The organism is Pseudonocardia sp. UM4_GMWB1 (genome assembly GCF_017312155.1).
GTDB classification, from domain to species: Bacteria; Actinomycetota; Actinomycetes; order Mycobacteriales; family Pseudonocardiaceae; genus Pseudonocardia; species Pseudonocardia alni.
Genome location: NZ_QJPN01000001.1, coordinates 834,443 through 861,411, shown reverse-complemented (window position 1 = coordinate 861,411; position 26,969 = coordinate 834,443). Strand labels below are relative to the sequence as shown.

Below are 26,969 nucleotides of genomic sequence, written 5' to 3'. Positions count from 1 at the left end.
TATCCGCTGTGTGCATGATGTCAACCAGTCAGTGGATGAGTAGATGCGAATAGCCGCAGTGGACACCTTCGTCCTGAAGATCGACAACGACGAGCCCTATCTCGGCGTCCTCCCCGACGGGACCGGGCCCGCCGACGGCTACGCCGTCCGGCCGCCCTGGCGCAGCCTGTACTCACCCCGCTTCGAGACTGTGCTGGTCCGGCTGACCGCCGAGGACGGCACGGCCGGCTGGGGTGAGGCGCTCGCACCGGTCGGTCCCGAGATCGTCGCCGCCGTCGTCCGCACGACCCTGGCCGGACAGCTCGTCGGCGCGGACGCCCGCAGCCCGCGCCCGGTCGTCCGGGCCGCCGCCGAGCTGATGCGCGAGCGCGGCCACCTGGTCGGACACCAGGCCGACGCGCTCGCCGCCGTCGACATCGCCCTGTGGGACCTGGCCGGCCGGCTCCTGGAGGTACCGGTCGCCACGCTGCTCGGCGGCGCCTACCGGCAACGGATCCCGACCTACGTCTCCGGTCTGCCCCGGGCCGGCGACGCCGAGAGGGCCGAGCTGTCCCGCGACTGGGTGTCCCGTGGCGCGAGCGCCGTCAAGCTCCATCTGGGGCACGGCGTCGAACGGGACCTGGCCACCGTGGACGCGGTCCGTGCAGCAGCACCGACGCTGCGGGTGGCCGTGGACGGGCACTGGGCCTACCGGCGCCACGACGCCCGGCGGCTCGCCCGCGGGCTCGCAGCACGGGACGCCTGGTTCCTGGAGGCCCCGCTCGCCCCGGAGGACGATCGCGGCCACCACGCCCTGCGCGACGGGCCGATCCCGATCGCGGTCGGCGAGACCCTGCGCAACCGGTTCGAGTTCGCGCACTGGCTCTCGATGGACGCGCTCGCGATCGCCCAGCCCGACATCGGCCGCACCGGTATCACCGAGGCGATCGGCATCGCCGAGCTCTGTGCCGCCCGGCACGTCCCGGTCGCGCCGCACCACTCGGTCGCGCTCGGGATCGCGCTGGCCGCGGGACTGCACGTCGCCGCCGCCGTCGAGGACCTCCTCGCGTTCGAGTACCAGCCCACCTCCACCGAGGTCGGCCAGCGGATCCTGCGCACGCCGCTGCAGGTGGGCGCCGACCACATGCAGCTGCCGGACGGGCCGGGTCTCGGGATCGAGATCGACACCGAGGCCGTGGCCGCCCACACCACATCGGAGACGACACGATGACCGCCACCCGCGGACTGATGCCCATCCTGGCCACGCCCTTCCGGGCCGACGGCGCCCTCGACCCGGACTCGCTGCGCAGGCTCGTGAGCTTCCAGCTCGAGTCCGGTGCCGACGGGGTCGCGGTGTCCGGGATGGCGAGCGAGGCCTTCGCGCTCACCGCCGACGAGCGCAGCACCGTCACCCGCACCGTCGTGCAGACCGTCAACGCCGCCGCCGCCGACGTACCGGTGGTGTGCGGGGTGAACGCCACCTCGACGGTGACCGCCGTCGAACAGGCGCTGGCCGCCGAGCAGGACGGCGCGACCGCGCTGATGGTGCTGCCGCCCTACATGGTCAAGCCCTCGCCCCAGCAGGTCGTGGAGTTCTACGGTGAGGTCGCCGCTGCCACCGCCTGCGAGGTGATGGTCCAGGACGCCCCGGGTGTCACCGGTGTGGCGATGTCCCCGGAGATGATCGCCCGGCTCGCCGATCTGCCCGGGATCACCTCGGTGAAGGTCGAGGCCCCGCCCACCGCACCCAAGGTGGCCGCGGTCCGGGACGCCGTCGACGACCCCGGGTTCGCCGTGCTCGGTGGCCAGAACGCCCAGTTCTGTCTCGACGAGTACGCGGGCGGCGCGGTCGGGACCATGCCGGCCTGCGAGTTCACCGATCTCCTCCGGCCGGTCCTCGACGACTGGGCGGCCGGGGAGACCGCCCGTGCGCGGGACGGGTTCGCCCGGCTGCTCCCGCTGATCGTCTTCGGGCTGCAACCGGGCCCGGCCTGGGCGGTCCACAAGGAGGTGCTGGTCGCCAGGGGCATCATCGACGACGCCACGGTCCGCGCACCGGCCCGGCAGCTGGACCCGCGGGCGCGGACCGGTCTGCGCGAGATCCTCGCCGGACTGGGTGTCGCGCAGGCCGGGTAGCCCCGATTCAGTGCTCGTCGCGCCCGGTCAGCGCGTGCTCCAGCTCGTCGGCGAGGTGGACGACCTGGCGGAACGGGAACTCGAAGCCGTCGAGCGCGGCCGGGCCGAGCGGGATCGAGTGCCGGAACACCACGACGCCCTCCTCCGCGGCCAGCCCACCGACCACCGACGGCCCCGCGAGCTCCAGGGCGCGGCCGAGGTCGACCTCGCCGAGCCGCGCGACCGGGGACTCGATCTGCACCCACTCCTGGTCCGGGTCGGCGACCGCGGCCGCCGCGTCGGTGACCTCGACGCCGGGGCGGCCCGCGCCCTCCCGCACCCGCTTCACGACGACGAGCTGGTCCCGGTCCTCGGTCGTCGGCAGCCGGAACCGCAGCTCGTCCGCGCCCTGGCGGACGATCTCGTACCGGACCACGACGTAGGCCTTCAGGTCCTCCCAGGTCGCCACGCCCGTCTCCCCCTCGATCGTCCGACGGGGCCCACCGGACCCCGTCGCCGACCCTAGCGTGATCCGGACCCCGCGCGGCCGGGCCTCACCTCCCGATGAGCCTCGCCTCCCGGTGCGCCGGCCTCCCGCGAGGCTGCTCGGCGACGCCCCGAGTCGTCCGAGCCCGGACCGATTCCACCGACGAGATGCAGCTGAGCGGGCGCTGGAGATCCACAATTCCCGCTGAGCTGCATCTCGGCGCAGCGCGACGCCGAGCTGGGCGGGGCACGGCACCCCGGGGCGCGGGGGGGCGTCCTACCCCGTCAGCCCAGTGGTGATCAGCTGGTCCACCGGGGCGCGGTCGTCGGTCAGGACCGGCGTCCCCGCGGTGAACGCGGCGGTGCGGGCCGGGTCGAGGACCGTGCCGGCCGGTTCGGAGCGGGCGACGGCGGCGCCGAGAGCGGCCGGGTCGAGCGGCCGGTCCGAGGCGACGACCACGACGTTCCCGCCGCCGCCGGGGGCGAACTCGTCGGGGAGGGCGAGGAGCATCGTCGTCGCGAACCGGGACCCGACGGTCGCGGTGGCGGCCTTCACCAGGTCGAGCGGGTACCGGTCGATCACGTTGAGGACGTAGATCCCGCCCGGGCGCAGTACCCGCGCCACCTCGCCGAGGAACTCCGCGGTGGACAGGTGCCAAGGCACCGAGCGGGCACCGAAGGCGTCGCCGACGACGAGGTCGGCGGAGTCGTCGGGCAGCGCGGCGAGGTTCACCCGGGCGTCGCCGGTGCGCACGGTGGTGCCGGGGATCCCGCCCGCGTCCAGGGAGCGGACGCCGAGGTCGATCACGCCCTGGTCCAGCTCCAGCACGGTCGAGGTGCTGCCGGGGCGGGTCGCGGCGAGCCAGCGCGGCATGGTCAGCGCGCCGCCGCCGATGTGCACCGCGTCGACCGGGCGACCCTGACCGAACGCGGTGTCGACGGCCGCGGCGAACCGCTTCGTGTAGGCGAACTCCAGGTGCGCGGGGTCGCCGAGGCGGACGTAGGAGTGGCGCAGGTCGTCGAGCACCAGATAACGACCGGCCGGGTCCGCGGGGTCGGTCCGGACGGCGGCGCAGTAGTAGGTGGTGTCGGCGTCGCAGCGCCCCGGCAGCGCGACGAGCGCGACGGCCAGCAGCAGTGCCGCGGCACCACCCTTCGCGATGTCCGAACGCCGCCGCCGGGGCGCCAGGACGAGCCCGAGCACGAGGCAGGCGGCCGCGGTGACCAGCAGGATCGCGCTCACCGGCAGGAGCGCGACCAGCACGAACCCGGTGAGGAAGGTCCCGGCGAGCGACCCGAGTGTGCCCGCCGCGGACAGCCCGCCGACGACCTCGCCCGAACGGTCCAGCCCGGTCAGCCGGGCCTTGGTGACGGCCGGGGTGACCGCGGCGAGCGCCGTCACCGAGACCAGGGTGGACGCGGCGACGAGCACCACGGCGGCGTACGGCCCGGCCCCGAGCAGCGGCCCGAGCAGCCGGACCACCGGCCGCACGGCCAGCGTGCCCAGCCCGCCGACGACCATCATCAGCGCGGCGACCGCCACCGGGTCGCGCTCGTCGGCCCACCGCCCACCCAGCGAGGCGCCCGCCGCGATCCCGGCGAGGGCCACCCCGATCACGGCGGTGGTCGACTCGAGCGTCAGTCCGACGTAGGGCGCGACGAGCCGGGTCGCGAGGGTCTCGACGACGAGGATCGCCGCCCCCGAGACGACGACGGCGGTCCGGGCCATGGCGAGGCGCACCCCGCCATGGTGCCCGCCGGGGTCAGGCCCGGCTCAGCCGGAGCACGAGCTTGCCGGTGTTCTCACCGCGGAAGAGCTTGAGGAAGACCTCCGGGAAGTCCGCGACGGTGCCGTCGACGACGTCCTCACGGCTGCGCAGGCGGCCCTCTGCGAGCCAGCCGGCGAGCTCCGTGCCCGCCTCGCCCCAGCGGGGGAGGTAGTCGCCGACCAGGAAACCCTCCATGCGGGCCCGGTTGACCAGCAGGTTCATGTAGTTCTTCGGGCCGGTCATGCCGCCCTCGGCGTTGTACTGGCTGATCGCACCGCAGATGACGACGCGGGCGTGCATCGCGAGCCTGCCGAGCACGGCGTCGAGGATGTCCCCGCCGACGTTGTCGAAGTACACGTCCACGCCCTCGGGGGCGAGCTCCTTCAGGCGCTGCGACACGTTCTCGGAGCGGTAGTCGATCGCGGCGTCGAACCCGAGCTCGCCGGTGATCCACGCGCACTTCTCGGGGCCGCCCGCGATGCCGACGACCCGGGCGCCCTTGACCTTCGCGAGCTGCCCGACCACCGACCCGACGGCCCCGGCCGCACCCGAGACGACGACCGTGTCGCCCTCCTTCAGCGCACCGACGTCGAACAGCCCGAAGTAGGCGGTCATGCCGGTCATGCCGAGCAGCGCGAGGTAGCGCTCCGGCGGCACGTCCGCGGTCGGGGAGACCTTCTGCAGGCCGCGGCCGTCGCTCTCCACGTACTCCTGCACGCCGAGCACACCGGTGACGGTGTCGCCGACGGCGAAGTCCGTGTTCCTGGAGGCGACGACCTCACCGAGGCCGAGCGCGCGCATCACCTCGCCGATCCCGACCGGGGGCGCGTACGAACGCCCCTCGTTCATCCAGCCGCGCATCGCCGGGTCCAGCGAGATGTGGCTGACCCGGACGACGATGCGGCCCTCGCCGGGCTCGGGCACCGGCTCGGTGGTGTGCTCCCACACCTCCGGGCCGGGAGTGCCCTGCGGGCGTGCGGCGAGCCGTACCTGGTGGTTGACCTCGTTGCTCATGACACCGGTCTACCCCCGTCACGCGCGCGGCACCGCATCACGGTCGTCACGCGCGTGACGGGAATGTCGTTCGGGGACCGAACGGATCGTCGCTACAGGCCCAGGTGCCGCGCGATCAGCATCTTCTGCACCTCGGAGGTGCCCTCGCCGACCTCGAGGATCTTGGCGTCGCGGTAGAACCGCCCGACCGGGTACTCGTTCATGAAGCCGTAGCCGCCGAAGATCTGGGTGGCGTCGCGCGCGTTGTCCATCGCGGCGTTCGACGAGACGAGCTTGGCGATCGCCGCCTCCTTCTTGAACGGCTCCCCCGCGACGAGCAGCCGCGCGGCGTGCTGCCAGGCCAGCCGCGCGGTGTGCGCGCGGGCCTCCATCTCGGCGATCTTGAACTGGATCGCCTGGTAGCTGCCGATGGTGTTCCCGAACGCCTCGCGCTCACCGGCGTAGCGGACGGACTCGTCGACGCAGCCCTGGGCCAGCCCGGTCGCCAGCGCCGCGATCGCGACCCGGCCCTCGTCGAGGATCGACAGGAACTGGGCGTAGCCGCGGCCGCGCTCGCCGAGCAGGTTCGCCTCGGGGACGCGGACGTCGTCGAAGAAGAGCTCGCGGGTGTCGGAACAGTTCCAGCCGACCTTGGAGTACTTCTCGCTCACCGTGAACCCGGGCGTGCCCGCCGGGACGAGGATCGCCGAGATCTCCTTGCGACCGTCGGGCTTCTCGCCGGTGACGGCGGTGACGGTGACGACCGAGGTGATGTCGGTGCCGGAGTTGGTGATGAAGCACTTCGACCCGTTGATCACCCACTCGTCGCCGTCGAGCCGGGCGGTGGTGCGGGTGGCGCCGGCGTCGGAGCCGCCGCCGGGCTCGGTGAGGCCGAACGCGCCGAGCGTGCGGCCCGCGGCCAGGTCGGGCAGCCAGCGCGCCTTCTGCTCGTCGGTGCCGAAGCGCAGGATCGGCATGGCACCGAGCCCGACGCCGGCCTCCACGGTGATCGCGACCGAGGAGTCGACCCGGGCGAGCTCCTCCAGGGCCAGGCAGAGGGCGTGGTAGTCGCCGCCCATCCCGCCGTAGGACTCGGGGACGGGCAGGCCGAACAACCCCATCTCGCCCATCTTGGCGGTGATGTCGTAGGGGAACTCCTCGCGGATGTAGAGGTCGCCGATGACGGGCGCGACCTCCTTGCGCGCGAACTCCTCGACCGAGGCGCGCAGCGCCTCGTACTCCTCGGCGGTGGTGACGTCCTGGGCGGTGGTCATGCCTGCTCCTCCTGCGTGGCGGGCTCGACCACGAGCAGCACCGCGTCCTTCGCGACGGTGGCTCCGGTCCGGGCCCTCAGCTCGCGCACCGTCCCGTCGACGGGGGCGGTGAGCACGTGTTCCATCTTCATGGCCTCGACGACGACCAGCTTCTGACCTGCGACGACGGCGTCCCCGTCGGCGACCTCGACGACCGTCACCGTCCCCGGCATCGGCGAGACGATCGGCCCGCCCGCACCGCCTGCGGCCGCGGCGGCCTCCGTCGGCGCCTGCTCGCGCACGCCCCAGGCCTGCCCGTCACGGCCGATCCAGACGACCCCGTCGGCACCCTCGGCGACGGCGAACCGGCGGGTGCGGCCGTCCTGGGTGTGCTCCACGACCCCCGGTGCGACGGCGACGGTGCGGCACCGCACGGCCGCCGCCTCGGGTGCGACGGACGCGGGCACGCTGCCCGGGTCCCCACTGCCGGGCAGCGCCAGGTCGAACCCGGCCGCCCGGCCGCGGGCCCGAACCTCCACGGCGCCGTCGGCGCCACCGGTGACCAGGCGGCTCACCGTCCAGGCGGGCTCCCCGACCCGCCAGCCACCGGGGACGTCGAAGGGGTCCACCACGGGCCCGGCCGGCTCCCGGCGCAGCAGCCCGAGACCCGCGACCGCACCGAGGACGTCGGCGGGCACCGCGTCGTCGACGAGCGCGGCACCGCGCCGGGCGATCAGCCCGGTGTCGAGGTCACCGGCGCGGACGTCGTCGTCGGCGAGCAGGGCCCGGAGGAACCCGATGTTGGAGTCGAGCCCGAGCAGCACCGTGTCGCGCAGCGCGGCGTCGAGCCGGCGCAGCGCCTCGTCGCGGGTCGCGCCGTGGGCGATGACCTTGGCCAGCATCGGGTCGTAGTCGGACCCGACGACGGTGCCGGTCTCGATCCCGGCGTCGACCCGCACCCCGGGCGGCGGCGTCCAGTCCAGCACCGGCCCGCCGGAGGGGAGGAAGGTGAGCGCGTCGCCGGACACCGCGGTGGCCTCGGCGTACACCCGGGCCTCCATCGCGTGCCCGGTGAGCACCACGTCGTCCTGGGTGATCGGCAGCGGCTCCCCCGCGGCGACGCGCAGCTGCAGCTCGACCAGGTCCAGGCCGGTGACCTCCTCGGTGACCGGGTGCTCGACCTGCAGGCGGGTGTTCATCTCGAGGAAGAAGAACTCGTCGGGACGGTCCGAGCTCACGATGAACTCGACGGTCCCGGCGCCGGTGTAACCGACGCTGCGGGCGGCCTCGCAGGCGGCGCGGCCCATCTCGTCGCGCTGCGCGGGGGTGAGCAGAGCCGACGGCGCCTCCTCGATGATCTTCTGGTGGCGGCGCTGCAGCGAGCACTCGCGCTCGCCGAGGTGCACGACGGCGCCGTGCGCGTCGGCCATCACCTGGATCTCGATGTGCCGCGGCGTGGTGACCAGCCGCTCGACGAGCAGGGTGTCGTCGCCGAAGGAGCCGCGGGCCTCGCGGCGCGCACCGGCGATCGCGTCGGCCAGCTGCTCCGGGGAGTGCACCTCGCGCATGCCCTTGCCCCCGCCGCCCGCGGACGGCTTGAGCAGCACCGGGTAGCCGATGTCGGCGACGACGGAGGCCAGGTCGTCGTCGGTGAGGCCGGAGCCGTCGGAGCCGGGCACGACCGGGACCCCGGCCTTGGCGACGGTCTGCTTGGCGCGGATCTTGTCGCCCATCGCCTCGATCGCCGACGACGGCGGCCCGACGAAGGCGATCCCCGCCTGTTCGCAGGCGGCGGCGAACGCGGTGTTCTCGGACAGGAAGCCGTAGCCGGGGTGGATCGCCTGCGCACCGGTCGCCCGGGCGGCGGCGATCACGTTCTCCACCGACAGGTAGGACTCGCCGGCGGCGGCCGGGCCGATCCGGACGGCCTCGTCGGCGGCGCGGACGTGCGGGGCCGCGGCGTCGGCGTCGGAGTACACGGCGACCGACCGGACGCCCAGCGAGCGCAGGGTGCGGATGACGCGGACCGCGATCTCGCCGCGGTTCGCGACCAGGACGGTGTCGAACAGTGCCGATCCCATGGGGGCCCTCACATCCGGAAGACGCCGAAGGCCGGGTCGGCCAGGGGCGCGTTGGCGGCGACGGACAGGGACAGCCCGAGGACGGTGCGGGTGTCGGCGGGGTCGATGACGCCGTCGTCCCACAGCCGGGCGGTGGAGTAGAGGGGGTGTCCCTGCTCCTCGTACTGGGCGCGGATCGCGTCCGGGTCGGCGTTGCCGACGGTGCCGAGCACGGTGGCGGCCTGCTCGCCGCCCATGACCGAGATGCGGGCATTGGGCCACATGAACAGGAACCGCGGCGAGTACGCCCGCCCGCACATCGCGTAGTTGCCGGCGCCGAAGGACCCGCCGATGACGACGGTCAGCTTCGGCACCCGGGTGGAGGCGACGGCGGTGACCATCTTCGCGCCGTTGCGGGCGATGCCGCCCGCCTCGTACTCGCGGCCCACCATGAACCCGGAGATGTTCTGCAGGAACACCAGCGGGATGCCGCGCTGGTCGCACAGCTCGACGAAGTGCGCGCCCTTGGTCGCGGACTCGGAGAACAGGATCCCGTTGTTGGCGACGATCCCGACGGGGTGGCCGTGGATCCGGGCGAACCCGGTGACCAGGGTGGTGCCGTACTCGGACTTGAACTCGGCGAACCGCGAGCCGTCGACGACGCGGGCGATGACCTCACGCACGTCGTAGGGGGTGCGGGTGTCGGTGGGCACCGCGGCGTAGAGCCCGGCGGGGTCGACGGCGGGCTCCTCGGTGGGGCGCACCTCCCACGGCCGCGGGGCACGCGGGCCGAGCGTCGCGACGATCGCGCGGACCCGGGCGAGCGCATCGGCGTCGTCGACGGCGAGGTGGTCGGTGACTCCGGAGACCTTCGCGTGCAGGTCCCCGCCGCCTAGCTCCTCGGCGGTGACGACCTCGCCGGTCGCGGCCTTCACCAGCGGCGGGCCGCCCAGGAAGATCGTGCCCTGGTTGCGGACGATGACGGCCTCGTCGCTCATCGCGGGGACGTAGGCGCCACCCGCGGTGCAGGAGCCGAGGACGGCGGCGATCTGCGGGATGCCCTGCCCGGACATCTGCGCCTGGTTGTAGAAGATCCGGCCGAAGTGCTCGCGGTCGGGGAACACGTCGTCCTGCTCGGGCAGGTACGCACCCCCGGAGTCCACCAGGTACACGCACGGCAGCCGGTTGTGCAGCGCCACCTCCTGCGCGCGCAGGTGCTTCTTGACCGTCATCGGGTAGTAGGTGCCGCCCTTGACGGTCGCGTCGTTGGCCACGACCACGACCTCCCGGCCGGCGACCCGCCCGACCCCGGTGATCATCCCGGCGCCGGGGGCCTGGTCGTCGTACATGCCGTTCGCGGCCAGCGGGGACAGCTCCAGGAACGGCGACGACGGGTCCACCAGCGCATCCACCCGGTCGCGCGGCAGCAGCTTCCCGCGCTCGACGTGCCGGGCCCGCGAACGCTCCGGCCCGCCGAGCCGGGTCCGCTCCAGCCGGTCGCGCAGGTCGGCGACCAGGGCGCGGTGAGCGGCGTCGTTCTCCGCGGCGCGCGGGTCGGCCGGATCCACCGCCGTGCCGAGCCGCGGGGCCTCCGGGGCCGGCGCGGGTGGGGCCTGCGGTGCCGTCATCGGACCTCCCGGGTAACGCTGCCTGTTAATGACCGTTAACAGGTTAGCGGTTGTTAACACGTGGCGTCCAGAGCGGGCATCCCGCGGACTACGCTGGGGTGCGTGCGCCTGCTACTGGTCGAGGACGAGAAGCCGCTCGCCGAGCTGGTCCGCCGCGGCCTCGCCGGGGAGGGGCACGAGGTGGAGATCGCACACGACGGACCCACCGGGCTACAGCTCGCGCTGACCGGCCGGCACGACGTGGTCATCCTCGACATCATGCTGCCGGGCCTGTCGGGCTACCGGATCCTGCAGCACCTGCGCGACCGCGGCGTGTGGACGCCGGTGCTCATGCTGACCGCCAAGGACGGCGAGTACGACGAGGCCGACGCCTTCGACCTCGGCGCGGACGACTACCTGACCAAGCCGTTCTCGTTCGTCGTGTTGCAGGCGCGGCTGCGTGCGCTGCTGCGCCGGGCCGGGGAGGCCGCACCGACCGTGCTGCGGGTCGGGGACCTCAGCCTCGACCCGGGCACGCACCGGGTGCACCGCGGCGAGACCGAGATCCCGCTGACCCCGCGCGAGTTCGGCGTGCTCGAGCACCTGATGCAGAACACCGGGCAGGTCGTGACCAAGACCGACATCCTGCGCTCGGTCTGGGACGCCCACTACGACGGCGAGGTCAACGTCGTCGAGGTCTACGTCGGCTACCTGCGCCGCAAGATCGACGCGCCGTTCGGGACGCACAGCATCGAGACGCTGCGCGGCGTCGGCTACCGGATGTCCGAGCCCGCGCCCGCGCCGCCCCGCTGACCTGCGGGGACCCGCTCAGCGACGACGGTCGAACGGCCGCCGCGGCGACGGCGCCCCGACCGGCTCCCGCTCGGCCCGGGCGGGCTCGCGCCCGGTGTCCCGGGTGTCGCGGGACGTCTCCCGGCCGGCGACCGCGGTGCCGCCACGTCCCCGCTGCCCACGCGGCGTGACGACCGGCAACGGCCGGGTGGCGTTCTCGTCGCACGGGCTGCCGACGGTGTTCGGCCGGATCGGCAGCGGGCCGGTCGGCGGGTCGAGGCGACTGTGGGCGGGTGGTGCGGACACGTGGTCCTCCGGGTCGGGCGGGGTCGTCACCGGACCGCTGTCCGGGGTCCGACCGTCCGTGCCCGCGCCGTGGGTGACGGCCGGGTCACCGGGCGTGCGCATCATGCCATCCGGAGCGGCGGTCCCGCGCGCCGACGCGCCCGCCCCCACGGGGCCCGCGGGCACCGGGCGGGCCGGGGCCTCGGGAGCGACCGCGGAGCCCATGACCGGGCGGACCGGCGCCGTGCCGTTCTGCGCCGTGCCGTTCTGCGCCGTGCCGTTCTGCGCCGTGCCGTTCTGCGCCGTGCCGTTCTGCGCCGTGCCGTTCTGCGCCGTGCCGTTCTGCGCCGTGCCGTTCTGCGCCGTGCCGTTCTGCGCCGTGCCGTTCTGCGCCGTGCCGTTCTGCGCCGTGCCGTTCTGCGCCGTGCCGTTCTGCGCCGTGCCGTTCTGCGCCGTGCCGTTCTGCGCCGTGCCGTTCTGCGCCGTGCCGTTCTGCGCCGTGCCGTTCTGCGCCGTGCCGTTCTGCGCCGTGACGTGCTCCGGTGTCCCGTGGTCGGCGCCGCCCTGCCCCAGCCATGCGTCCGGGCCGAAGTCGGCGGGCTCCTCGGCCCGTGCCCACGGCGACCGCGTGGTCACCCGCGGGATCGGGCCGGAGGGCCGGTCGTCGCACAGCTCCGCGGCCGGCTCGCCGTCGAGCCCGGCCCCGGCGTGGTCGGCGTCGGCCGGTCCGGAGGTCTCCTCCTCGGGCAGCGGCGCCGTCACGGCGGGCACGGTGACCCGGAACCGGGCCCCGCCCAGCGCGGGCGACGAGGTCGCCTCCACGGTCCCGCCGTGCGCCGCGACCAGCTCGGCGACGATCGCCAGGCCGAGCCCGGAGCCGCCGTCGCCGCGGGAACGGGCCTCGTCGAGCCGCACGAAGCGCTCGAAGACCCGGGCGCGGTCGGCCTCGGGGACGCCGTTGCCGTCGTCGTCGACCTCGATCACCGCGAGGTCGCCCTCGGCCCGGACCGACACCGCGACCGTCGACGCCGCGTGCCGCTTGGCGTTGTCGACCAGGTTGCGCAGCACCCGGACGAGCTGGCCGCGGTCGCCGACCACCCGGACGGGCTCACTGGTCACCCGGACCGCGACGGCGGTCTCGGCCGACGGCCGCTCCCGCTCGGCGTCGGCGATCTCGTCGAGGTCGACCTCCTCGCGGCGCGGCGCGATGCCGCGCTCGTCGGCACGGGCGAGGAACAGCAGGTTCTCGACCAGCCCGGTCAGCCGGGAGGCCTCCCCGCGCAGGACGTCGACGGTGGCCCGGTCCGCGGACGCCTCCGGCATGCCCGCGCCGAGCAGCTCCAGACCGGTCGACACGGTCGCGAGCGGGCTGCGCAGCTCGTGGCTGGCGTCGGCGACGAAGCGGCGCTGGGTCGCCTGGGAGGACTCGATCCGCCCGAGCATCTGGTTCATGGTGCGAGCGAGACGGCCGACCTCGTCGCGGGCGACCGGCTCGTCGACGCGCTGGGAGAGGTCCTTGTCGCCCATCCCGGCCACCCGGGACCGCATGTCCTCCACCGGGCGCAGCGCGCGGCCGGCGAACAGGTAGGTGAAGCCGCCCGCGACCAGCACCAGCAGCGGGACCCCGCCCGCGACGAGCCAGGTGACGAGGTCGACGGCGCTGTGCATCTGGTCCGTCGGCTGGGCGGAGTAGATCGTGATCGGCCGGTCGAAGGCCCGCACGCCGAGCCCGACGACCATCATGTTCTCGGTCTCGAGCGGGCCGGGCTCCGGCTCCGGGCCGCCCGCGTCGTGGAAGGTGACCGGCACGTCCATCTGGGAGCGCGTCTCGTGCGGGGCGAGGACCCAGTCCACCAGCTTCGGCTGCCCGTCCAGCGGCTCCGACGAGGCGAACACCTCGATGTTGCGGCCCTCACCGTTCGACCCGACCCGGTCGTCCGGTGCTCCGGTCCGGTCGCTCCAGGCCGTGACGACCTGCACCAGGTCGGTGCGGCGGGCGGTGGTCACCACCGCGTTCTCCTTGGCCGGGTCGCCGGGGCGGTAGTCGGCGAAGTTGGCCTGGATGCGCTCGGCCACCTGCTGGGCGTTGGCCAGGAGCGCCTCCTCGGTGTTGCGCTTCAGCTGGCTCTCGAGGACCAGCACCAGCGACACACCGGCGACGACGAGCACCATCGCGACCGCCGTCGCCGCCGCGAGGGCGGACGCGGCGCGCACGCCGAGACGCTCGCGCATCCGGCGCAGGGTCCTCATCACGCCCACGAGGGTATCGCCGCCGACCTGTGCGGAGCCTGAGACGGACCGCACGGCGCGTTAACAACCGTTAACCGACGACGCTACGATCGTCCGATGGTCGCAGCAGGCCCCTCCCCCGCGGACGGCGCGGGCGCGCGCACGGAGGCCCCGTCGCGGCGCGAGCAGATCCTCACCGAGGCGGCCCGGCTGTTCGCCCGGCACGGCTTCCACGGGGTGAGCATCGCCGACCTGGGCGCCGCGGTCGGCGTCAGCGGCCCCGCCCTCTACCGGCACTTCCCCGGCAAGGAGGCGCTGCTCGCCGAGCTGCTCATCGACATCTCCGAGCGCCTGCTCGACGGCGGCCGCGCCCGCGTCCACCACGACGACCCCCGTGCCGCGCTGGCCGACCTCGTCGACTTCCACGTCGCGTTCGCGACCCGCGAGCCGGAGCTGATCGTCGTGCAGGACCGGGACCTGGCGAACCTGCCCGAGGAGCCGCGCCGCACCGTGCGGCGGCTGCAGCGCACCTACGTCGAGCTGTGGGTGGACACGCTGCGCCGGGCGCACCCCGACGTCGCCCCGGCCGAGGCCCGCACCGTCGCCCACGGGGTGTTCGGCCTGCTCAACTCCACGCCGTACGCACCACGGGCCGAGCAGCCGTCCCCGCGCGGGGCGGACGCCCGGGCCGCGGTGCTGCGCCGGATGGCGCTGGCCGCGCTGGCGGTCGCCCCGGCCTGAGCAGCACCGGCCGGAGCACCCGTCAGGCCCCGACGCGCTCCCGTTCGGGATCCACGGCGACCGGCGCGACGGCGGCCCGGGCCCGCCGGTCCTCCCGGCGCGCGACGACGAGCAGCCGCAGCCCGTTCAGGCACACCAGCACCGTGGACAGCTCGTGCCCGGCGACGCCGACGACCAGCGGCAACGTCCCGATCAGGTCCCACCCGACCAGGACCACGATCACCGTGGCGGCGAAGGCCAGGTTCGCCCGCGCGATCCGCCGAGCCCGCCGGGCCAGCACGACCAGGGGGGCCAGCGAGCCGAGCGGGTCACGGGTGAGCACGCCGTCGGCGGCCTCCAGGGACAGCGCCCCCGCCCCCTCGGAGACCACGAGGCCGACGTCGGCCGACGCGAGCAGCGGCGCGTCGTTGATGCCGTCGCCCGCGGCGAGCACCCGGCGGCCCCGGGCCTGCTCGGCGCGGACGACCTCGACCTTGCCGTCGGGCAGCAGCCCGGCCCGCACCCGGGTCAGGCCGAGCCGGTCGGCGAGCACCCGGGCCGGGCGCTCGGCGTCGCCGGTGAGGACCTGCGGGTCGCCGCCGACCTCGCGGCGCAGCGCGGCCAGCGCGGTCGCGGCACCCGGACGCGGCTCGTCGGACAGCCCGACCACCCCGGCGGGCTCGCCGTCCACCAGCACGACGACGGCGGTCCGCCCCACCTCCTGCAGCGCGGCGACCCCGGGGACCTCCACGTCACCGGCGAGCTCCGGGCGCCCGACGGCGACGGTCCGCCCGCCGACGACCGCCCGCACACCCTCGCCCGGGACCGCGGTGAACCCCTCGGCCTGGGGCAGGTGCAGGCCGCGCTCCAGGGCGTGCGCGCGCACCGCCCGGCCCAGTACGTGCTCGCTGCCGGCCTCGGCGGCCCCGGCCAGGGCGAGCAGCTCGTCGGCGCGACGGGACCCGAGCGGGGTCACCGACACCACCTGCGGCCGGCCGGAGGTCAGCGTGCCGGTCTTGTCGAGCACCACGGTGTCGACCTCGGCGAGCGCCTCCAGCACGGTGACGTCCTTGACCAGCGTCCCGCGCCGGCCGGACACCGCGACCGCGGCGAGCAGCGGCGGCATCGTCGCGAGCACGATCGCGCACGGCGAGGCCACGATCATGAAGACGATCGCGCGCAGCAGCATCTCGGTGAACGGGGCACCGAGCAGCAGCGGTACCGCGAGCAGCAGCACCGTCCCCGCGACGACCAGCACCGAGTAGCGCTGCTCGACGCGCTCGATGAACAGCTGGCGGCCCGCCTTGGTCTCGGCGGCCCGCTCGACCTGCGCGGCGACCCCCGCGACGACGGTGTCCGCGGCGTCGCGCGAGACCCGGACCCGCAGCACCCCGGTGCCGTTGACGGTGCCCGCGAGGACCGGGTCGCCCGGCCCGGTACGGGCCGGGACCGGCTCACCGGTCAGCGCGGAGGTGTCGACCTCCGAGACCCCGCCGAGCACGGTGCCGTCACCGGGGACCCGCTCGCCCGGACGCACCAGCACCGCCTGTCCCGCGACGAGCCCGGCGGCGGGGACGACACGCTCGGTGCCGTCCTCGTCGACGACGGTGGCGGTCTCCGGGGCGAGGTCCAGCAGGGCGTCGATGCTGGCCCGGGTGCGGGCGGTCATGACCGATTCCAACGCCCCGGAGGTCGCGAAGATGACGATGAGCAGGCCGCCGTCGAACCACTGCCCGATCGCGGCCGCGGCCACCGCGGCGACGATCATCAGCAGGTCGACGTCGAGCCGCTTCTCCCCGAGCGCACGCAGGCCCTCGAGCGCGGGCTCCCAGCCGCCGAGGACGTAGCAGGCCAGGTACAGGCCGACGACCATCGCGGACGGCGCGCCGAGCAGGTCGGCCCCGAGCGCCGCCAGGAAGGCCAGCAGGGAGGCCCCGGCCCAGCGGACCTCGGGGAGGGTCAGAGCGGATCGCATGCGTGGAACCGTACCTGCGCATTCACGAAGATACGCAGTCAGCCATCCACATGCTGAGACGGTGGACCATCCGCGCAGTCACGCAGGTATCCTCGGCGTCGTGCACGAGTCCATCCACGGCTTCGCGATGCCGCCCGAGGACGAGGTCCGCCGGGTGGCGGACGCGATGCGCATGCTCTCCGACCCGACCCGGGTCAAGATCCTCTGGGCGCTGCTGCAGGGCGAGTCCTCGGTGGCGTGCCTCGCCGACCTGGTCGGCGCCGCCCCCACCGCGGTGAGCCAGCACCTGTCGAAGCTGCGGCTGTCGGGCCTGGTCGAGAACCGGCGCGAGGGGACCTACGTGTACTACACCGTGGAGGACGCGACCGTCCGCGCCGTGCTGGAGCGGATGCTCGGGCAGGGCACGGTCGTCGACGGGTAGGTCCGCGGCGGGGCGGGTACGCGGATCGGGAGGACACAACCGATCTTCCCGGAGGAGTGCACCCCCATGCCCCAGCTCAGCATCGGTACCGAGAACGGCAGCCCGGTCGAGCTGCACTACACCGACCAGGGCTCCGGCGCCCCCGTCGTGCTGATCCACGGCTGGCCGCTGTCGGGGAGGTCCTGGGAGAAGCAGGTCCCCGCGCTGGTCGACGCCGGCCACCGGGTCGTGACCTACGACCGTCGCGGCTTCGGTCAGTCCTCCCAGCCCTGGGACGGCTACGACTACGACACCTTCGCGGACGACCTGCACGCCCTGCTCGTGCACCTCGACCTGCGCGAGGCCACCCTCGTCGGGTTCTCGATGGGCGGCGGCGAGGTCGTCCGCTACATCGCGAAGCACGGCACCGACCGGGTCGCCCGCGCCGTGCTGGCCGCCGCCGTGCCGCCGTACCTCTACCGGTCCGACGACAACCCCGACGGCGGTCTCGACGACGCCACCATCGAGCAGTTCCAGGGCGGCGTCACCGGTGACCGGATCGCCTTCCTGGAGGAGTTCACGTCGAACTTCTTCGCCGCGGGCGACCGGACCGACCTGATCAGCGAGCCGAACCGTGCCTACCACCGCGCGATCGCCGAGTTCGCGTCGCCGAAGGGCACCCTGGACTGCATCACCGCGTTCGGACGCACCGACTTCCGCGACGACGTGCAGAAGGTCTCCGACGCCGGCGTCCCGACCCTGGTCGTCCACGGCGACGCCGACGCCATCGTCCCCTTCGAGGTCTCCGGCAAGCGCTCGCACGAGGCGATCGAGGGCGCTCAGCTCGTGCTGATCGAGGGTGGCCCGCACGGCCTCAACGCCACCCACCCGGACGAGTTCAACGCCGCGCTGCTCGACTTCCTGAAGGCCTGAGCGCCCGCCCCGGGTTCCGCTGTGGGCGGAACCCGGGGACCGCGGCCCCCGCCGGGCCCTACCGTGCCCCCATGAGCGAACCCCTCTGGCGGCACGCACTCGGCCGTGAGCTGCGACGACGGCGGCACGCCCGCGGTGAGACCCTGCACGCGACGGCCGGGCGCGCCGGGGTGTCCCCGCAGTACCTCTCGGAGGTGGAGCGGGGCCGCAAGGAGCCCTCCAGCGAGATGATCGCCGCCGTCGCCGGGGCGCTCGGGACCGACCTGGCCGCGCTGACCCGTGGCGTCGCCGACGGTCTCGCGACGGCGCCGCGGGTGCGCGGGCCGCAGTGCGCCTACGCGCTGGCGGCCTGACCCGGCGCCGCTCAGCGACGCTCGCGGGTGCGCGGCGGCTGCGGTTCGAGCACGGTGTCGAGCAGGCCGTAGTCCCGGGCCGCGGACGCGGTGAACACGCGGTCGTGGTCGGTGTCGGCGCGCAGCCGCTCGACGGTCTGCCCGGTGTGCCGGGCCAGGATCTCCTCGATGTCGGCGCGGATCCGGACCAGCTCGTCGGCCTGCAGGATCAGGTCCGGGATGGACCCGCGGCCCTGCGCCGCCGGCTGGTGCAGCACGACCCGGGCGTGCGGCAGCGCGCCGCGACGGCCCTCGGTCCCGGCGGCGAGCAGCACCGCACCCACCGAGACGGCCTGGCCGACACACGTCGTCGCGACCGGGCAGCGGACGTGGCGCAGCGTGTCGTAGATGCCGAGCATCGCGCTGGGGTCGCCGCCCCCGCAGTTGACGTAGAGCTGCACCTCCCGGTCGGGGTCGTCGGCCTCCAGGAACAGCAGCTGGGCGATCAACGCGTTCGCCACACCCGCGTCGATCTCGGTGCCCAGGTAGACGACCCGCTCGGTGAGCAGGTGGGAGTAGACGTCGAGGACCCGCTCGCCGCCCGGGGTGCGGGCGATGACGTTCGGGATCGTGTAGGTGCTCACCGCCGTCACCGCCCCACGCCGAAGCCGGTCGGGACGGCACCGCGGCGCGGCACCACCTGGTCGAACCGGTCGACGACGGCGTCGACGAAGCCGTAGTCGAGCGCCTCAGCCGCGGAGTACCAGCGGTCGTGCAGCGAGTCGGTGAAGATCCGGTCCACCGGCTGCCCGGTGTCCCGGGCGATGAGGCCGAGCACGGTGTCGCGGGTGTGGCGCAGGTCGTCGGCCTGCAGCTCGATGTCGACGGCCGTCCCACCGATCCCCGACGAGCCCTGGTGCATCAGCACCCGCGAGTGCGGCAGCGCGCGGCGCTTGCCCGGGGTGCCCGCCGAGAGCAGGAACTGCCCGGCGCTGTAGGCGATGCCGAGCACGAGCGTCGAGACGTCGCAGGGCACCAGCCGGAACAGGTCCCGCAGCGCCAGCATCGCCGGCACCGACCCACCGGGCGAGTGGATCCAGAAGGCGATGTCGGCGTCCGGGTCACGGGCGGCCAGTGCCACGACCTGGGTGGCGAGCAGGGTGCCGTTATCGTCGTCGAGGGGGCCGTCGAGCACCACGACGCGCTGGTCGTAGAGGTCGCGGCGGGCGCGGTCGTCGAAGCGCGGGGTGCGCGGTGAGTCGCTCATGACCCCACCGTGGCCGGGGGACGGCCCGGTCCGCGCCCGGTTCTGCCCAGGGCAGCTCCGCCCAGGGCGAACGCGCCGGTCAGCCGGGGTGACCGCCGTTGTCGCGGTGCCGGTCGGCGAACACGTCGTAGTCGGCACCCCGGTCGCCCTGGACCAGGCGGCGCAGCGCCTCCTGCGCCGCGGCCCGCGGGTCGGCGGCCGCCTCACCGGTGACCGGCTGCGGGCCGGTCGAGGACGCGTCGAGGTAGGGCCGGGGCCGCGACGGCGGCGGGGCCGGCGCGGGTCGCGGCGGCGGGGCGTGCGCGTCGGGCGGGGGCGCGACCGGGTCGCCGATCCCGCCGCCGTTCGCGGCCGGGCGCGGGCGCGGTGCGACGTCGTCGGGACCGCGGTGCCGGGCCGCGGCCGACGGCTCCGGGGACGGCCGCGGCCCGACGCCCTCCCGCCCGGTCGCGGCGACGACGATGCGGTCCCCGGCCGGGTTCCGGCCGGCGTCGACCGGGCCGGCGTCACCCGGCTCCTCGGGCAGGTGGGCCAGCGCCGCGCGCAGGTCCGCCAGCGGCAGCGGCCGGGTCCTCGTGACCGCGAACGCGACCCGCCCGGCCAGCGCGATGCCCGGCCAGCCCTGTGAGGCCAGCGCCAGGCGCTCGCCGACCCGGTCGCAGAGCCCGGCCAGATGCCGGTCCGAGGCACCCGGCACGACCAGCGCGAACTCGCGCTCGGACAGCCGCAGGGCCGCGTCGACCGGGCCGAGCGGCTGGGTCATCGCCGCCGCGACCTGGTGGGCGGCGAACCAGGCGGCGCGGTCGTCGTCGTGCACGACGGAGCCGTCGAGGCCGGGCAGGTCGAACAGCGCGACGCCGACGGGCAGCGTCTCCGGCCCCGCCGGACCGGCGAAGCGGTCCAGGGCCTCGGCGGTGGGCAGACCGCTCGCCGGGTCGACCGCGGCGGCGGCACGGGCGGCCGCGGCACGCTGGGCGTCGGCCAGCTGGGACCGCAGCTCACGGGTGCCGGCCCGGGCCGACAGCAGCCGGTCGATCATGTGGTTGAGCGAGGTCGTCGCCCAGGCCTCGCCGGTGGTGCCCGCCGAGGCCGCCGGGTCGCCGCCGGTCGGCATCGAGGAGCCGAGCAGCTCGTCGACCGTGCGCCGCACCGAGGCCGGCAGCCGATCCCCCAGCGCGAACCGCAGCCGCGCGAGCTCGGTCCCGGCCTGGGCGCGGGCGTAGCCCCAGCGGCCGAGGAACACCCGCCCGGCCTCGCCCTGCTCCCGCGGGTCGCGGGCGTACTTGTCGGTCGCGACCAGGAACGCACCCGCCCCGGACCCGAGCGCGACCACGCTCCACTCCGACGCCAGCGGCTCGTCCGGGTCCAGCACCACGAGGTGGACCCCGTCCGGCACGTCGTGCACCCCGCCGTCGGCGAACGCGACGACGACGTGCATCCCGGCCTGGGCCATCCGCGCGTAGACCTCGCGCTCGCGGTCGAAGAAGCGCAGCTGCTGGAACAGCGCGACGACGACCGTCGGGTCCTCCCGCGGCCCGGACATCACCGCGCGCTCGATGGAGTGCGACAGGTGCACGAGCAGCCGCTTCGACGCCGGCTCCGGGCGCGCGCCCGAGGCCCGCTCCCAGGCCTCGCGGCGGCCCTCGGACAGCCCGTCGACGTAGGCCTGCTCCGAGGCCACCCGGACGGCGTGGGCAAGCGGTCCCTCGGACATGGGTGACCTCCGGTCGTCGGACGGCGCCCGGTTCGCGACACAGGATCACGCCGTGTGTCGACCCAACAACCGCGGGTCGCCGAGGGCAACCGGTGGCCGGGTACGTCCGGTGGGGCCACAGGTCACTGCGACCAGCGGTGTGACGACCGCCGGTCCGCCCACCGCGCAGCCGAGCGGGAGGACGAACGCGACGAACGGCGATCAGCCGTCGAGGGCGGCGACGGCCCGGCGGGCCGCGATCGGGTCGGCCGCGGCGCAGGCCGCGCGGGCCCGCTCCCGGCACTGCTCCACCGTCAGCCCGGCCAGGTTCGCCCCGACCGCGGCGAGCGCACCCGAGCCCATCGACAGGCTCGCGACGCCGAGCCCCACCAGCACCGCGGCGAGCCCCGGGTCGGCCGCGGCCTCACCGCACACCCCGACCGGGGTGCCGGTGCGCGCCGACGCCTCGCCGAGCAGCCCGATCAGCCGCAGCAGCGCCGGCTGCCACGGGTCGTTGAGCGCGGCCACCGGCCCGGACTGGCGGTCCGCGGCGAACAGGTACTGGGCCAGGTCGTTGGTGCCGACCGAGACGAAGTCGACCTCGGCCATGATCTCGTCGGCGGTGAGCACCGCGGCCGGGATCTCGATCATCACGCCGGCCTGGGAGATGCCGTGCGCCCGGCAGCGCTGCACGAACCAGCGCGCCTCCTCGGCGGTGGCGACCATCGGCGCCATCACCTTGAGCGCGACGCCGGTCTCCTTCGCCGCGGCGGCGAGCGCGGCGAGCTGGCGCTCCAGCACGCCGTCGCCGTTGCCGGGGACGCGGGCGATCCGCAGGCCGCGCACGCCCAGCGCCGGGTTGGGCTCGCCGTCGAGCGACAGGAACGGCAGCGGCTTGTCCGCGCCGGCGTCGAGGGTGCGGGCGGTGACCGGCTTGCCGGCGAACGCGGACAGCACCGCGGTGTAGACCTCGCGCTGGGCGGCCTCGGTCGGCTCCTCGGCCGCGGAGAGGAACGCGAGCTCGGTGCGGAACAGGCCGACCCCCTCGGCCCGGGCCTCCGCGGCCTTCGCCGCGCCGGGGCCGTCGCCGACATTGGCCAGGACCGGCACGACACGGCCGTCGGCGGTGCGGCCGACGCCGTCCCACTCGGCGGTGACCGAGGCGGCGGCGGCGAACGCGGTGGCCTCGTCGAGGGTGGCGACCTCGACGACCTCACCGGTGCCGCCGTCGACGGTCAGCGCGGCGCCCTCGGCGATCCGGGTCGCACCCGCGCAGCCGACGACCGCGGGGATCCCCAGCGAACGCGCGAGGATCGCGGTGTGGCTGGTCGGGCCGCCCTGCTCGGTGACCAGGGCGAGCGCGACGCCCGGCTTCAGCCCGGCGGTGTCGGCCGGGGCCAGGTCGGTCGCGACGAGCACGGCGGGCGCGTCCAGGTCGGCGACGCCCGGCGCGGGCAGCCCCAGCAGCTCCGCGACGATCCGGTCGCGCACGTCGTGGATGTCGCGGGCGCGCTCGGCCATGTAGCCGCCCATCGACGACAGCATCTCGGCGAAGGAGTTCGCGGCCTCCCACACCGCGCGCGCGGCGGGCCGCCCCTGCTCGGTGACCAGCGCCTGCGCGCTCTCCAGCAGCGCCGGGTCGCCGACCATCGTCACGGTCGCCTCCAGCACCTCGCGGGCGTCGCCGGTGACGGTCGCGGCGCGCGCGGTCAGGCGCTGCGACACCAGCTCCACGGCCGGCGCGATCCGCGCGGCCTCGGCGGCGGCGTCGGCCGGGGCGGGGCCGGCGGCCGGCTCGCCCGGCGGCTCGGCGACGCGGACGACGCGGCCGCCGGCGCGGCCGGGGCTGGCGGGGATTCCGGTGAGGGCGATCGTGCTCGGCATGAGTGGCTCCCGCGGTTACTTCGACGTGACCCGTTGACAAACACAGTAAAACCCACATACTCAGACACAAGCAAGCATCGAAGCGGGAGCGAACAAAGATGTACGCAGCGGAGCGTCAGCAGTGGCTGCTCGACCGGACCCGGGACCGGGGCCGGGTCGACGTGGCCGCTGTCGCCGAGGAGCTCGATGTCACCCCCGAGACCATCCGCCGGGACCTCGGGGCACTGGAGCGCCAGGCCCTCGTCCGGCGGGTGCACGGCGGGGCGATCCCGTCGGACCTGCTGAACTTCGAGCCCGGGGTCGGCCAGCGCGACAGCCAGTTCGGCGCGGAGAAGGAGCGGATCGCCAAGGCCGCCCTCGCCGAGCTGGGCACCGCCGCGACCGTCCTGCTCGACGCCGGGACCACGACCTCCCGGCTCGCGAGCACCCTGCCCCGCGAGCGCGACGTCACCGTCGTCACCAACTCGCTGCCGATCGCGTCCTCGCTGGCCGGGCGCCCGAACGTGGACCTGCGGCTGCTCGGCGGCCGGGTCCGCGGGACGACGCTCGCCACCGTCGACGACTGGGGCACCGAGGTGCTGGCCGGTCTCACGATCGACGTCGCCTTCATCGGGACCAACGGCTTCTCCGTGGCGCGCGGCCTCACCACACCCGACACCGGCGAGGGGGCGACCAAGCGGGCGATGCTGCGCGCCGCCCGCCGCACCGTCGTCCTCGCCGACGCCAGCAAGTTCGGCTCCGACCAGTTCGTCCGCTTCGGCACGCTGGCCGAGGTCGACACGCTGATCACCGACACCGGCCTCGACCCGGCGGACGCCGCCGAGTTGGAGGCCGCCGGCCCGAAGGTGGTACGCGCATGACCCCCCGCACGCTCCCGACCCCGCCCATGTTCGTGACGGTCACCCCGAACCCGAGCCTGGACCGGACGATCGCGCTGCCGCACCTGGTGCGCGGCGAGGTGCACCGCGCCGGGTCCGTCCGGGTCGACCCCGGCGGCAAGGGCGTCAACGTCGCCCGTGCGCTGGCCTCGGCCGGGCACCGGGCGGTGGCCCTGATGCCGTCGGGCGCCACCCCCGGTGAGCGCCTCGCGGCGCTGCTGGAGCCGACCGACGTCACGACCGTCGCCGTCCCCGTCGCCGAGGCCACCCGGGTCAACATCACCCTGGTCGAGCCGGACGGCGTCACCACCAAGATCAACGAGCCGGGCCCGCGACTGTCCGCCGACGAGGTCGAGGCGCTGTTCCAGCGCGCCTGCGCCCTCGGCGCCGGCGCCACCTGGCTGGTCAGCTGCGGGTCACTCCCCCCGGGGGTCGGCGACGACTTCCACGCCGAGCTGACCCGGCGCTGCCGCCGTCCCGGCCTGAAGGTCGCGATCGACACCTCGGACGCGCCGCTGCACCACGCCGTCGCGGCGGCCCCCGACCTCGTGAAGCCCAACCACGCCGAGCTGGCCGAGCTCGTCGGGCGCCCCCTGGGCAGCCTCGGCGACGTGCTGCTGGCCGCCCGCGAGCTGCGTGCCCGCGGGATCGGCGCGGTCCTGGTCAGCCTGGGTGCCGGTGGTGCCCTGCTGGTCGACCGGTCCGGCGAGTACCACGCCCGGACCCCTCCGATCACCGTGCTCAGCACGGTGGGCGCCGGTGACTCCACCCTGGCCGGGTTCCTGGCCGCGGGTGGGGAGGGACCCGACGCCCTGCGGCAGGCCGTGGCCTACGGCGCCGCCGCCTGCCGACTGCCCGGTTCCGCCACGCCGGGTCCGGCCGACATCCGAATCGACGACGTCGAACTGGCCCCCACGCCGGACGTCACCCTCGCCCTCACCGGAGATGCCGCATGACTGCCCTGATCACCGCTGATCTGGTCGACCTCGACGTGCCGTCGGCCGACCGGAAGACCGCCGTCACCGCGCTCGCCGAGCGCCTGGTGAAGGCCGGCCGGGTCACCGATCTCGACCGGTTCCTCGCCGACATCGAGGCCCGCGAGGCCCAGATGCCGACCGGCCTGGAGGGCGGCATCGGCATCCCGCACTGCCGCTCCGCGGCCGTCACCGAGCCGACCCTGGCCTTCGGCCGGGCGCCGTCGGGTGTCGACTTCGGCGCCGAGGACGGCCCCGCCGACCTCATCTTCATGATCGCCGCCCCCGAGGGCGGGAACACCGACCACATGACGGTGCTCGCCGCGCTGGCCCGTCGCCTGGTCCGTGCCTCGTTCAAGAACGAGCTCCGCAACGCCACCGACCCGGCCGCCGTCGCGACCTTCATCCAGCAGGAGGTGGGAGCATGAAGCTCCTCGCCGTCACCGCGTGCCCCACGGGCATCGCGCACACCTACATGGCCGCCGAGGCCCTCGAGGTCGCCGCCGAGGAGTCGGGCCACGAGATCGTGGTCGAGACCCAGGGCTCGGCCGGCTCGACGCCGTTCACCCAGGCCCAGCTCGACGAGGCCGAGGCCATCATCCTCGCCGCCGACGTCGAGGTCCGGGACAAGGAGCGCTTCGCGCACCTGCCCACGGTGACCTCGCCGGTCAAGAAGGCCATCGGCGGCGCGCCGGGCCTGATCGAGCAGGCCGTCGCCAAGGCCACCGCCCAGCCGAAGGGCACGGCCGCCGCGGCGGCCCCGGCCCAGCGCGACGGCGCGGAGATGGACACCAAGAACTTCGGCTCCGGCTTCGGGTCGCGCCTGCGCGGCTGGCTGATGACCGGCGTCTCCTACGTCATCCCGTTCGTCGCCGCCGGCGGTCTGCTGATCGCGCTGGGCTTCGCGCTCGGCGGCTACCAGATCACCGAGGCGCCCGACGTCGTCTCCTTCGGTGACGACGGCGTCGCCTCGGTCGCGTTCGACCCGGGTGCACTGCAGTCCTGGGCCGCGCTGTTCTTCCAGGTCGGTGGCCTGGCGTTCGGCTTCCTGGTCCCGGTCCTGGCCGGCTTCATCGCCTACGCCATCGCCGACCGCCCGGCCCTGGTGCCCGGCTTCGTCGGCGGCATGATCGCCGTCCAGACCCAGGCGGGGTTCCTCGGCGGCCTGGTCGCCGGTCTGCTCGCCGGTGCGGTCGTCTACGGCCTCAAGTTGTGGCAGCCGCCCCGCGCCCTGGCCGGGATCATGCCGGTGCTGGTGCTGCCGCTGATCGGCACCGCGGTCGTCGGCGCGATCATGTTCCTGGTCGTCGGCACGCCGCTCGCGGCGGCCACGACCGGCCTGACCAACTGGCTCAACGGCCTGTCCGGCACCAACGCGATCCTGCTCGGCGCGCTGCTCGGCCTGATGATGGCCTTCGACATGGGCGGCCCGGTCAACAAGGCCGCCTACGCCTTCGCCGTCGCCGGGCTGTCCACCGGTTCGGAGACCGCGCTGATGATCATGGCCGCGGTGATGGCCGCGGGCATGACGCCGCCGCTGGCGCTGGCCCTGGCCACCGCCGTCCGCAAGAACCTGTTCACCAAGGTCGAGCAGGAGAACGGCCGGGCCGCCTGGCTGCTGGGCGCCTCCTTCATCACCGAGGGCGCGATCCCGTTCGCCGCGGCCGACCCGCTGCGGGTCATCCCGTCGCTGATGGCGGGCTCCGCGGTCGCCGGTTCGCTGTCGATGGCCTTCGGCGCGACCCTGCGGGCCCCGCACGGCGGCATCTTCGTGGTCCCGCTGATCGGCAACCCGTTCGCCTACCTGCTGGCGATCATCGCGGGCACCCTGGTCTCCGCCGCCCTGGTCGTCGGCCTGAAGTCGGCCCGCCGCACCCCGGCTCCGGCCGCCGCCGAGCAGACCGCCACCGCCCCGGCCGCCGCGCCGGTCGCGGGCTGACCCACCCGAGAGAAGGAGCACCCACCATGGCCGAGCGCCGTGTGAAGGTCGGTTCGTCGGTCGGGCTGCACGCCCGCCCCGCCAACCTGTTCGTGACCGCCGCCAAGGAGCAGGGGGTCAAGGTGAGGATCGGGACCGCCGACGGCGAGCGTGGCCCGGTCGACGCCGCCTCGATCCTGTCGGTGATGGGCCTGGGAGTGAAGTCCGGCGAGGAGGTCGTGCTGACCTCCTCCGACGACGAGCAGGGCGAGGCCGCCGTCGCGGCCCTGGCCGAGCTGCTGGAGCAGGACCTCGACGCGAGCTGACCCCACGTCACCCGGTACGACCCCGACGCCCCGCCGCGCCTCCCGCGCGGCGGGGCGTCCGGCCGTCCGCACCCCGATCCTGCCGCCGCTGCCGAGATGCA

The 26,969-nt window shown here is 74.9% G+C and carries 23 protein-coding genes and 3 pseudogenes; 13 read left to right on the top strand and 13 right to left on the bottom strand.

Going from position 1 to position 26,969, the window contains the following annotated elements:
* Positions 1-43: 43 nt before the first annotated feature.
* The gene (locus DMP15_RS04255; RefSeq protein WP_073576784.1) at positions 44-1,210 is read left to right on the top strand and encodes a mandelate racemase/muconate lactonizing enzyme family protein; all 1,167 of its coding nucleotides are present in this window, start codon (positions 44-46) and stop codon (positions 1,208-1,210) included.
* Positions 1,207-2,115 carry a dihydrodipicolinate synthase family protein gene (locus DMP15_RS04250; RefSeq protein ID WP_073576785.1) on the top strand — a complete coding sequence of 303 codons (909 nt, stop codon included), beginning with the start codon at positions 1,207-1,209 and terminating at the stop codon, positions 2,113-2,115. Before DMP15_RS04255 ends, DMP15_RS04250 begins: the two co-directional genes overlap by 4 nt.
* A 7-nt stretch (positions 2,116-2,122) precedes the next feature.
* On the opposite strand, the gene DMP15_RS04245 is transcribed toward DMP15_RS04250, so the two are convergent.
* From DMP15_RS04245 to DMP15_RS04220, 6 genes are all read right to left on the bottom strand, one after another.
* Positions 2,123-2,563, bottom strand: a complete 441-nt coding sequence (locus tag DMP15_RS04245) for a hypothetical protein (protein ID WP_073576786.1) — start codon at positions 2,561-2,563, stop codon at positions 2,123-2,125.
* A gap of 294 nt (positions 2,564-2,857) precedes the next feature.
* Positions 2,858-4,321, bottom strand: coding sequence for a fused MFS/spermidine synthase (locus tag DMP15_RS04240; RefSeq protein ID WP_202416237.1), 1,464 nt, complete (start codon positions 4,319-4,321; stop codon positions 2,858-2,860).
* Between the two features lie 22 nt (positions 4,322-4,343).
* The gene (locus DMP15_RS04235; protein ID WP_073576788.1) at positions 4,344-5,363 is read right to left on the bottom strand and encodes an NADP-dependent oxidoreductase; all 1,020 of its coding nucleotides are present in this window, start codon (positions 5,361-5,363) and stop codon (positions 4,344-4,346) included.
* A gap of 92 nt (positions 5,364-5,455) precedes the next feature.
* Positions 5,456-6,616 carry an acyl-CoA dehydrogenase family protein gene (locus tag DMP15_RS04230; RefSeq protein WP_073576789.1) on the bottom strand — a complete coding sequence of 387 codons (1,161 nt, stop codon included), beginning with the start codon at positions 6,614-6,616 and terminating at the stop codon, positions 5,456-5,458.
* Complete coding sequence (locus DMP15_RS04225; protein WP_337825478.1) at positions 6,613-8,676, bottom strand: ATP-binding protein; 2,064 nt, start codon at positions 8,674-8,676, stop codon at positions 6,613-6,615. Before DMP15_RS04225 ends, DMP15_RS04230 begins: the two co-directional genes overlap by 4 nt.
* Positions 8,677-8,684: 8 nt before the next feature.
* Positions 8,685-10,283 (bottom strand): carboxyl transferase domain-containing protein, encoded by a 1,599-nt coding sequence (locus tag DMP15_RS04220; RefSeq protein ID WP_226367877.1) that lies wholly within the window; start codon positions 10,281-10,283, stop codon positions 8,685-8,687.
* A gap of 102 nt (positions 10,284-10,385) precedes the next feature.
* Between DMP15_RS04220 and DMP15_RS04215 the strand changes: the two genes are divergently transcribed.
* The gene (locus DMP15_RS04215; protein ID WP_062398497.1) at positions 10,386-11,075 is read left to right on the top strand and encodes a response regulator transcription factor; all 690 of its coding nucleotides are present in this window, start codon (positions 10,386-10,388) and stop codon (positions 11,073-11,075) included.
* Positions 11,076-11,339: 264 nt separating this feature from the next.
* Positions 11,340-11,843: pseudogene (locus DMP15_RS30280) on the top strand (pentapeptide repeat-containing protein); the annotation flags it as partial.
* A 270-nt stretch (positions 11,844-12,113) separates the two neighbouring features.
* Here the strand turns inward: DMP15_RS30280 and DMP15_RS30275 are convergent.
* Positions 12,114-12,419, bottom strand: a pseudogene (locus DMP15_RS30275) (ATP-binding protein); the annotation flags it as partial.
* A 147-nt stretch (positions 12,420-12,566) separates the two neighbouring features.
* A pseudogene (locus DMP15_RS30270) lies at positions 12,567-13,007 on the bottom strand (histidine kinase dimerization/phospho-acceptor domain-containing protein); the annotation flags it as partial.
* 678 nt (positions 13,008-13,685) lie between these two features.
* Between DMP15_RS30270 and DMP15_RS04205 the strand changes: the two are divergent.
* On the top strand, positions 13,686-14,309 hold the full coding sequence (locus DMP15_RS04205; protein WP_208821612.1) for an SACE_7040 family transcriptional regulator: 624 nt from the start codon (positions 13,686-13,688) through the stop codon (positions 14,307-14,309).
* Between the two features lie 22 nt (positions 14,310-14,331).
* On the opposite strand, the gene DMP15_RS04200 is transcribed toward DMP15_RS04205, so the two are convergent.
* Positions 14,332-16,263: a heavy metal translocating P-type ATPase gene (locus DMP15_RS04200; protein WP_337825477.1), complete on the bottom strand. Its 1,932-nt coding sequence runs from the start codon at positions 16,261-16,263 to the stop codon at positions 14,332-14,334.
* A 100-nt stretch (positions 16,264-16,363) separates the two neighbouring features.
* On the opposite strand from DMP15_RS04200, the gene DMP15_RS04195 reads away from it, so the two are divergent.
* The 3 genes from DMP15_RS04195 to DMP15_RS04185 all read left to right on the top strand — a co-directional run bounded on the left by DMP15_RS04195 (position 16,364) and on the right by DMP15_RS04185 (position 17,949).
* The gene (locus tag DMP15_RS04195) at positions 16,364-16,684 is read left to right on the top strand and encodes an ArsR/SmtB family transcription factor (protein WP_062398503.1); all 321 of its coding nucleotides are present in this window, start codon (positions 16,364-16,366) and stop codon (positions 16,682-16,684) included.
* Between the two features lie 66 nt (positions 16,685-16,750).
* On the top strand, positions 16,751-17,596 hold the full coding sequence (locus DMP15_RS04190; protein ID WP_251783552.1) for an alpha/beta fold hydrolase: 846 nt from the start codon (positions 16,751-16,753) through the stop codon (positions 17,594-17,596).
* 71 nt (positions 17,597-17,667) lie between these two features.
* Positions 17,668-17,949 (top strand): helix-turn-helix domain-containing protein, encoded by a 282-nt coding sequence (locus DMP15_RS04185; RefSeq protein WP_337825476.1) that lies wholly within the window; start codon positions 17,668-17,670, stop codon positions 17,947-17,949.
* Positions 17,950-17,960: 11 nt separating this feature from the next.
* On the opposite strand, the gene DMP15_RS04180 is transcribed toward DMP15_RS04185, so the two are convergent.
* The 4 genes from DMP15_RS04180 to ptsP form a co-directional block, all read right to left on the bottom strand.
* Positions 17,961-18,572 carry a ClpP family protease gene (locus DMP15_RS04180; RefSeq protein WP_062403890.1) on the bottom strand — a complete coding sequence of 204 codons (612 nt, stop codon included), beginning with the start codon at positions 18,570-18,572 and terminating at the stop codon, positions 17,961-17,963.
* A 5-nt stretch (positions 18,573-18,577) separates the two neighbouring features.
* Complete coding sequence (locus tag DMP15_RS04175) at positions 18,578-19,195, bottom strand: ClpP family protease (RefSeq protein ID WP_251783550.1); 618 nt, start codon at positions 19,193-19,195, stop codon at positions 18,578-18,580.
* A gap of 79 nt (positions 19,196-19,274) precedes the next feature.
* Positions 19,275-20,909, bottom strand: a complete 1,635-nt coding sequence (locus tag DMP15_RS04170; RefSeq protein WP_337825475.1) for a DICT sensory domain-containing protein — start codon at positions 20,907-20,909, stop codon at positions 19,275-19,277.
* A gap of 201 nt (positions 20,910-21,110) precedes the next feature.
* Positions 21,111-22,772, bottom strand: a complete 1,662-nt coding sequence (ptsP, locus tag DMP15_RS04165; RefSeq protein WP_337825474.1) for a phosphoenolpyruvate--protein phosphotransferase — start codon at positions 22,770-22,772, stop codon at positions 21,111-21,113.
* A gap of 98 nt (positions 22,773-22,870) precedes the next feature.
* Here ptsP and DMP15_RS04160 point away from each other — a divergent pair, with 98 nt between their 5' ends.
* The 5 genes from DMP15_RS04160 to DMP15_RS04140 are packed head-to-tail and all read left to right on the top strand — an operon-like array spanning position 22,871 to position 26,868.
* A complete protein-coding gene (locus tag DMP15_RS04160) occupies positions 22,871-23,632 on the top strand; it encodes a DeoR/GlpR family DNA-binding transcription regulator (protein ID WP_100878937.1) in 762 nt (253 codons plus the stop codon).
* Positions 23,633-23,658: 26 nt separating this feature from the next.
* Complete coding sequence (pfkB, locus tag DMP15_RS04155; RefSeq protein ID WP_073576934.1) at positions 23,659-24,606, top strand: 1-phosphofructokinase; 948 nt, start codon at positions 23,659-23,661, stop codon at positions 24,604-24,606.
* Positions 24,603-25,052, top strand: a complete 450-nt coding sequence (locus DMP15_RS04150) for a PTS sugar transporter subunit IIA (RefSeq protein ID WP_062398515.1) — start codon at positions 24,603-24,605, stop codon at positions 25,050-25,052. Before pfkB ends, DMP15_RS04150 begins: the two co-directional genes overlap by 4 nt.
* The gene (locus DMP15_RS04145) at positions 25,049-26,563 is read left to right on the top strand and encodes a PTS fructose transporter subunit IIC (RefSeq protein WP_073576801.1); all 1,515 of its coding nucleotides are present in this window, start codon (positions 25,049-25,051) and stop codon (positions 26,561-26,563) included. Before DMP15_RS04150 ends, DMP15_RS04145 begins: the two co-directional genes overlap by 4 nt.
* A 26-nt stretch (positions 26,564-26,589) precedes the next feature.
* Positions 26,590-26,868 (top strand): HPr family phosphocarrier protein, encoded by a 279-nt coding sequence (locus DMP15_RS04140; RefSeq protein ID WP_062398519.1) that lies wholly within the window; start codon positions 26,590-26,592, stop codon positions 26,866-26,868.
* The last annotated feature ends 101 nt before the right edge of the window (positions 26,869-26,969 follow it).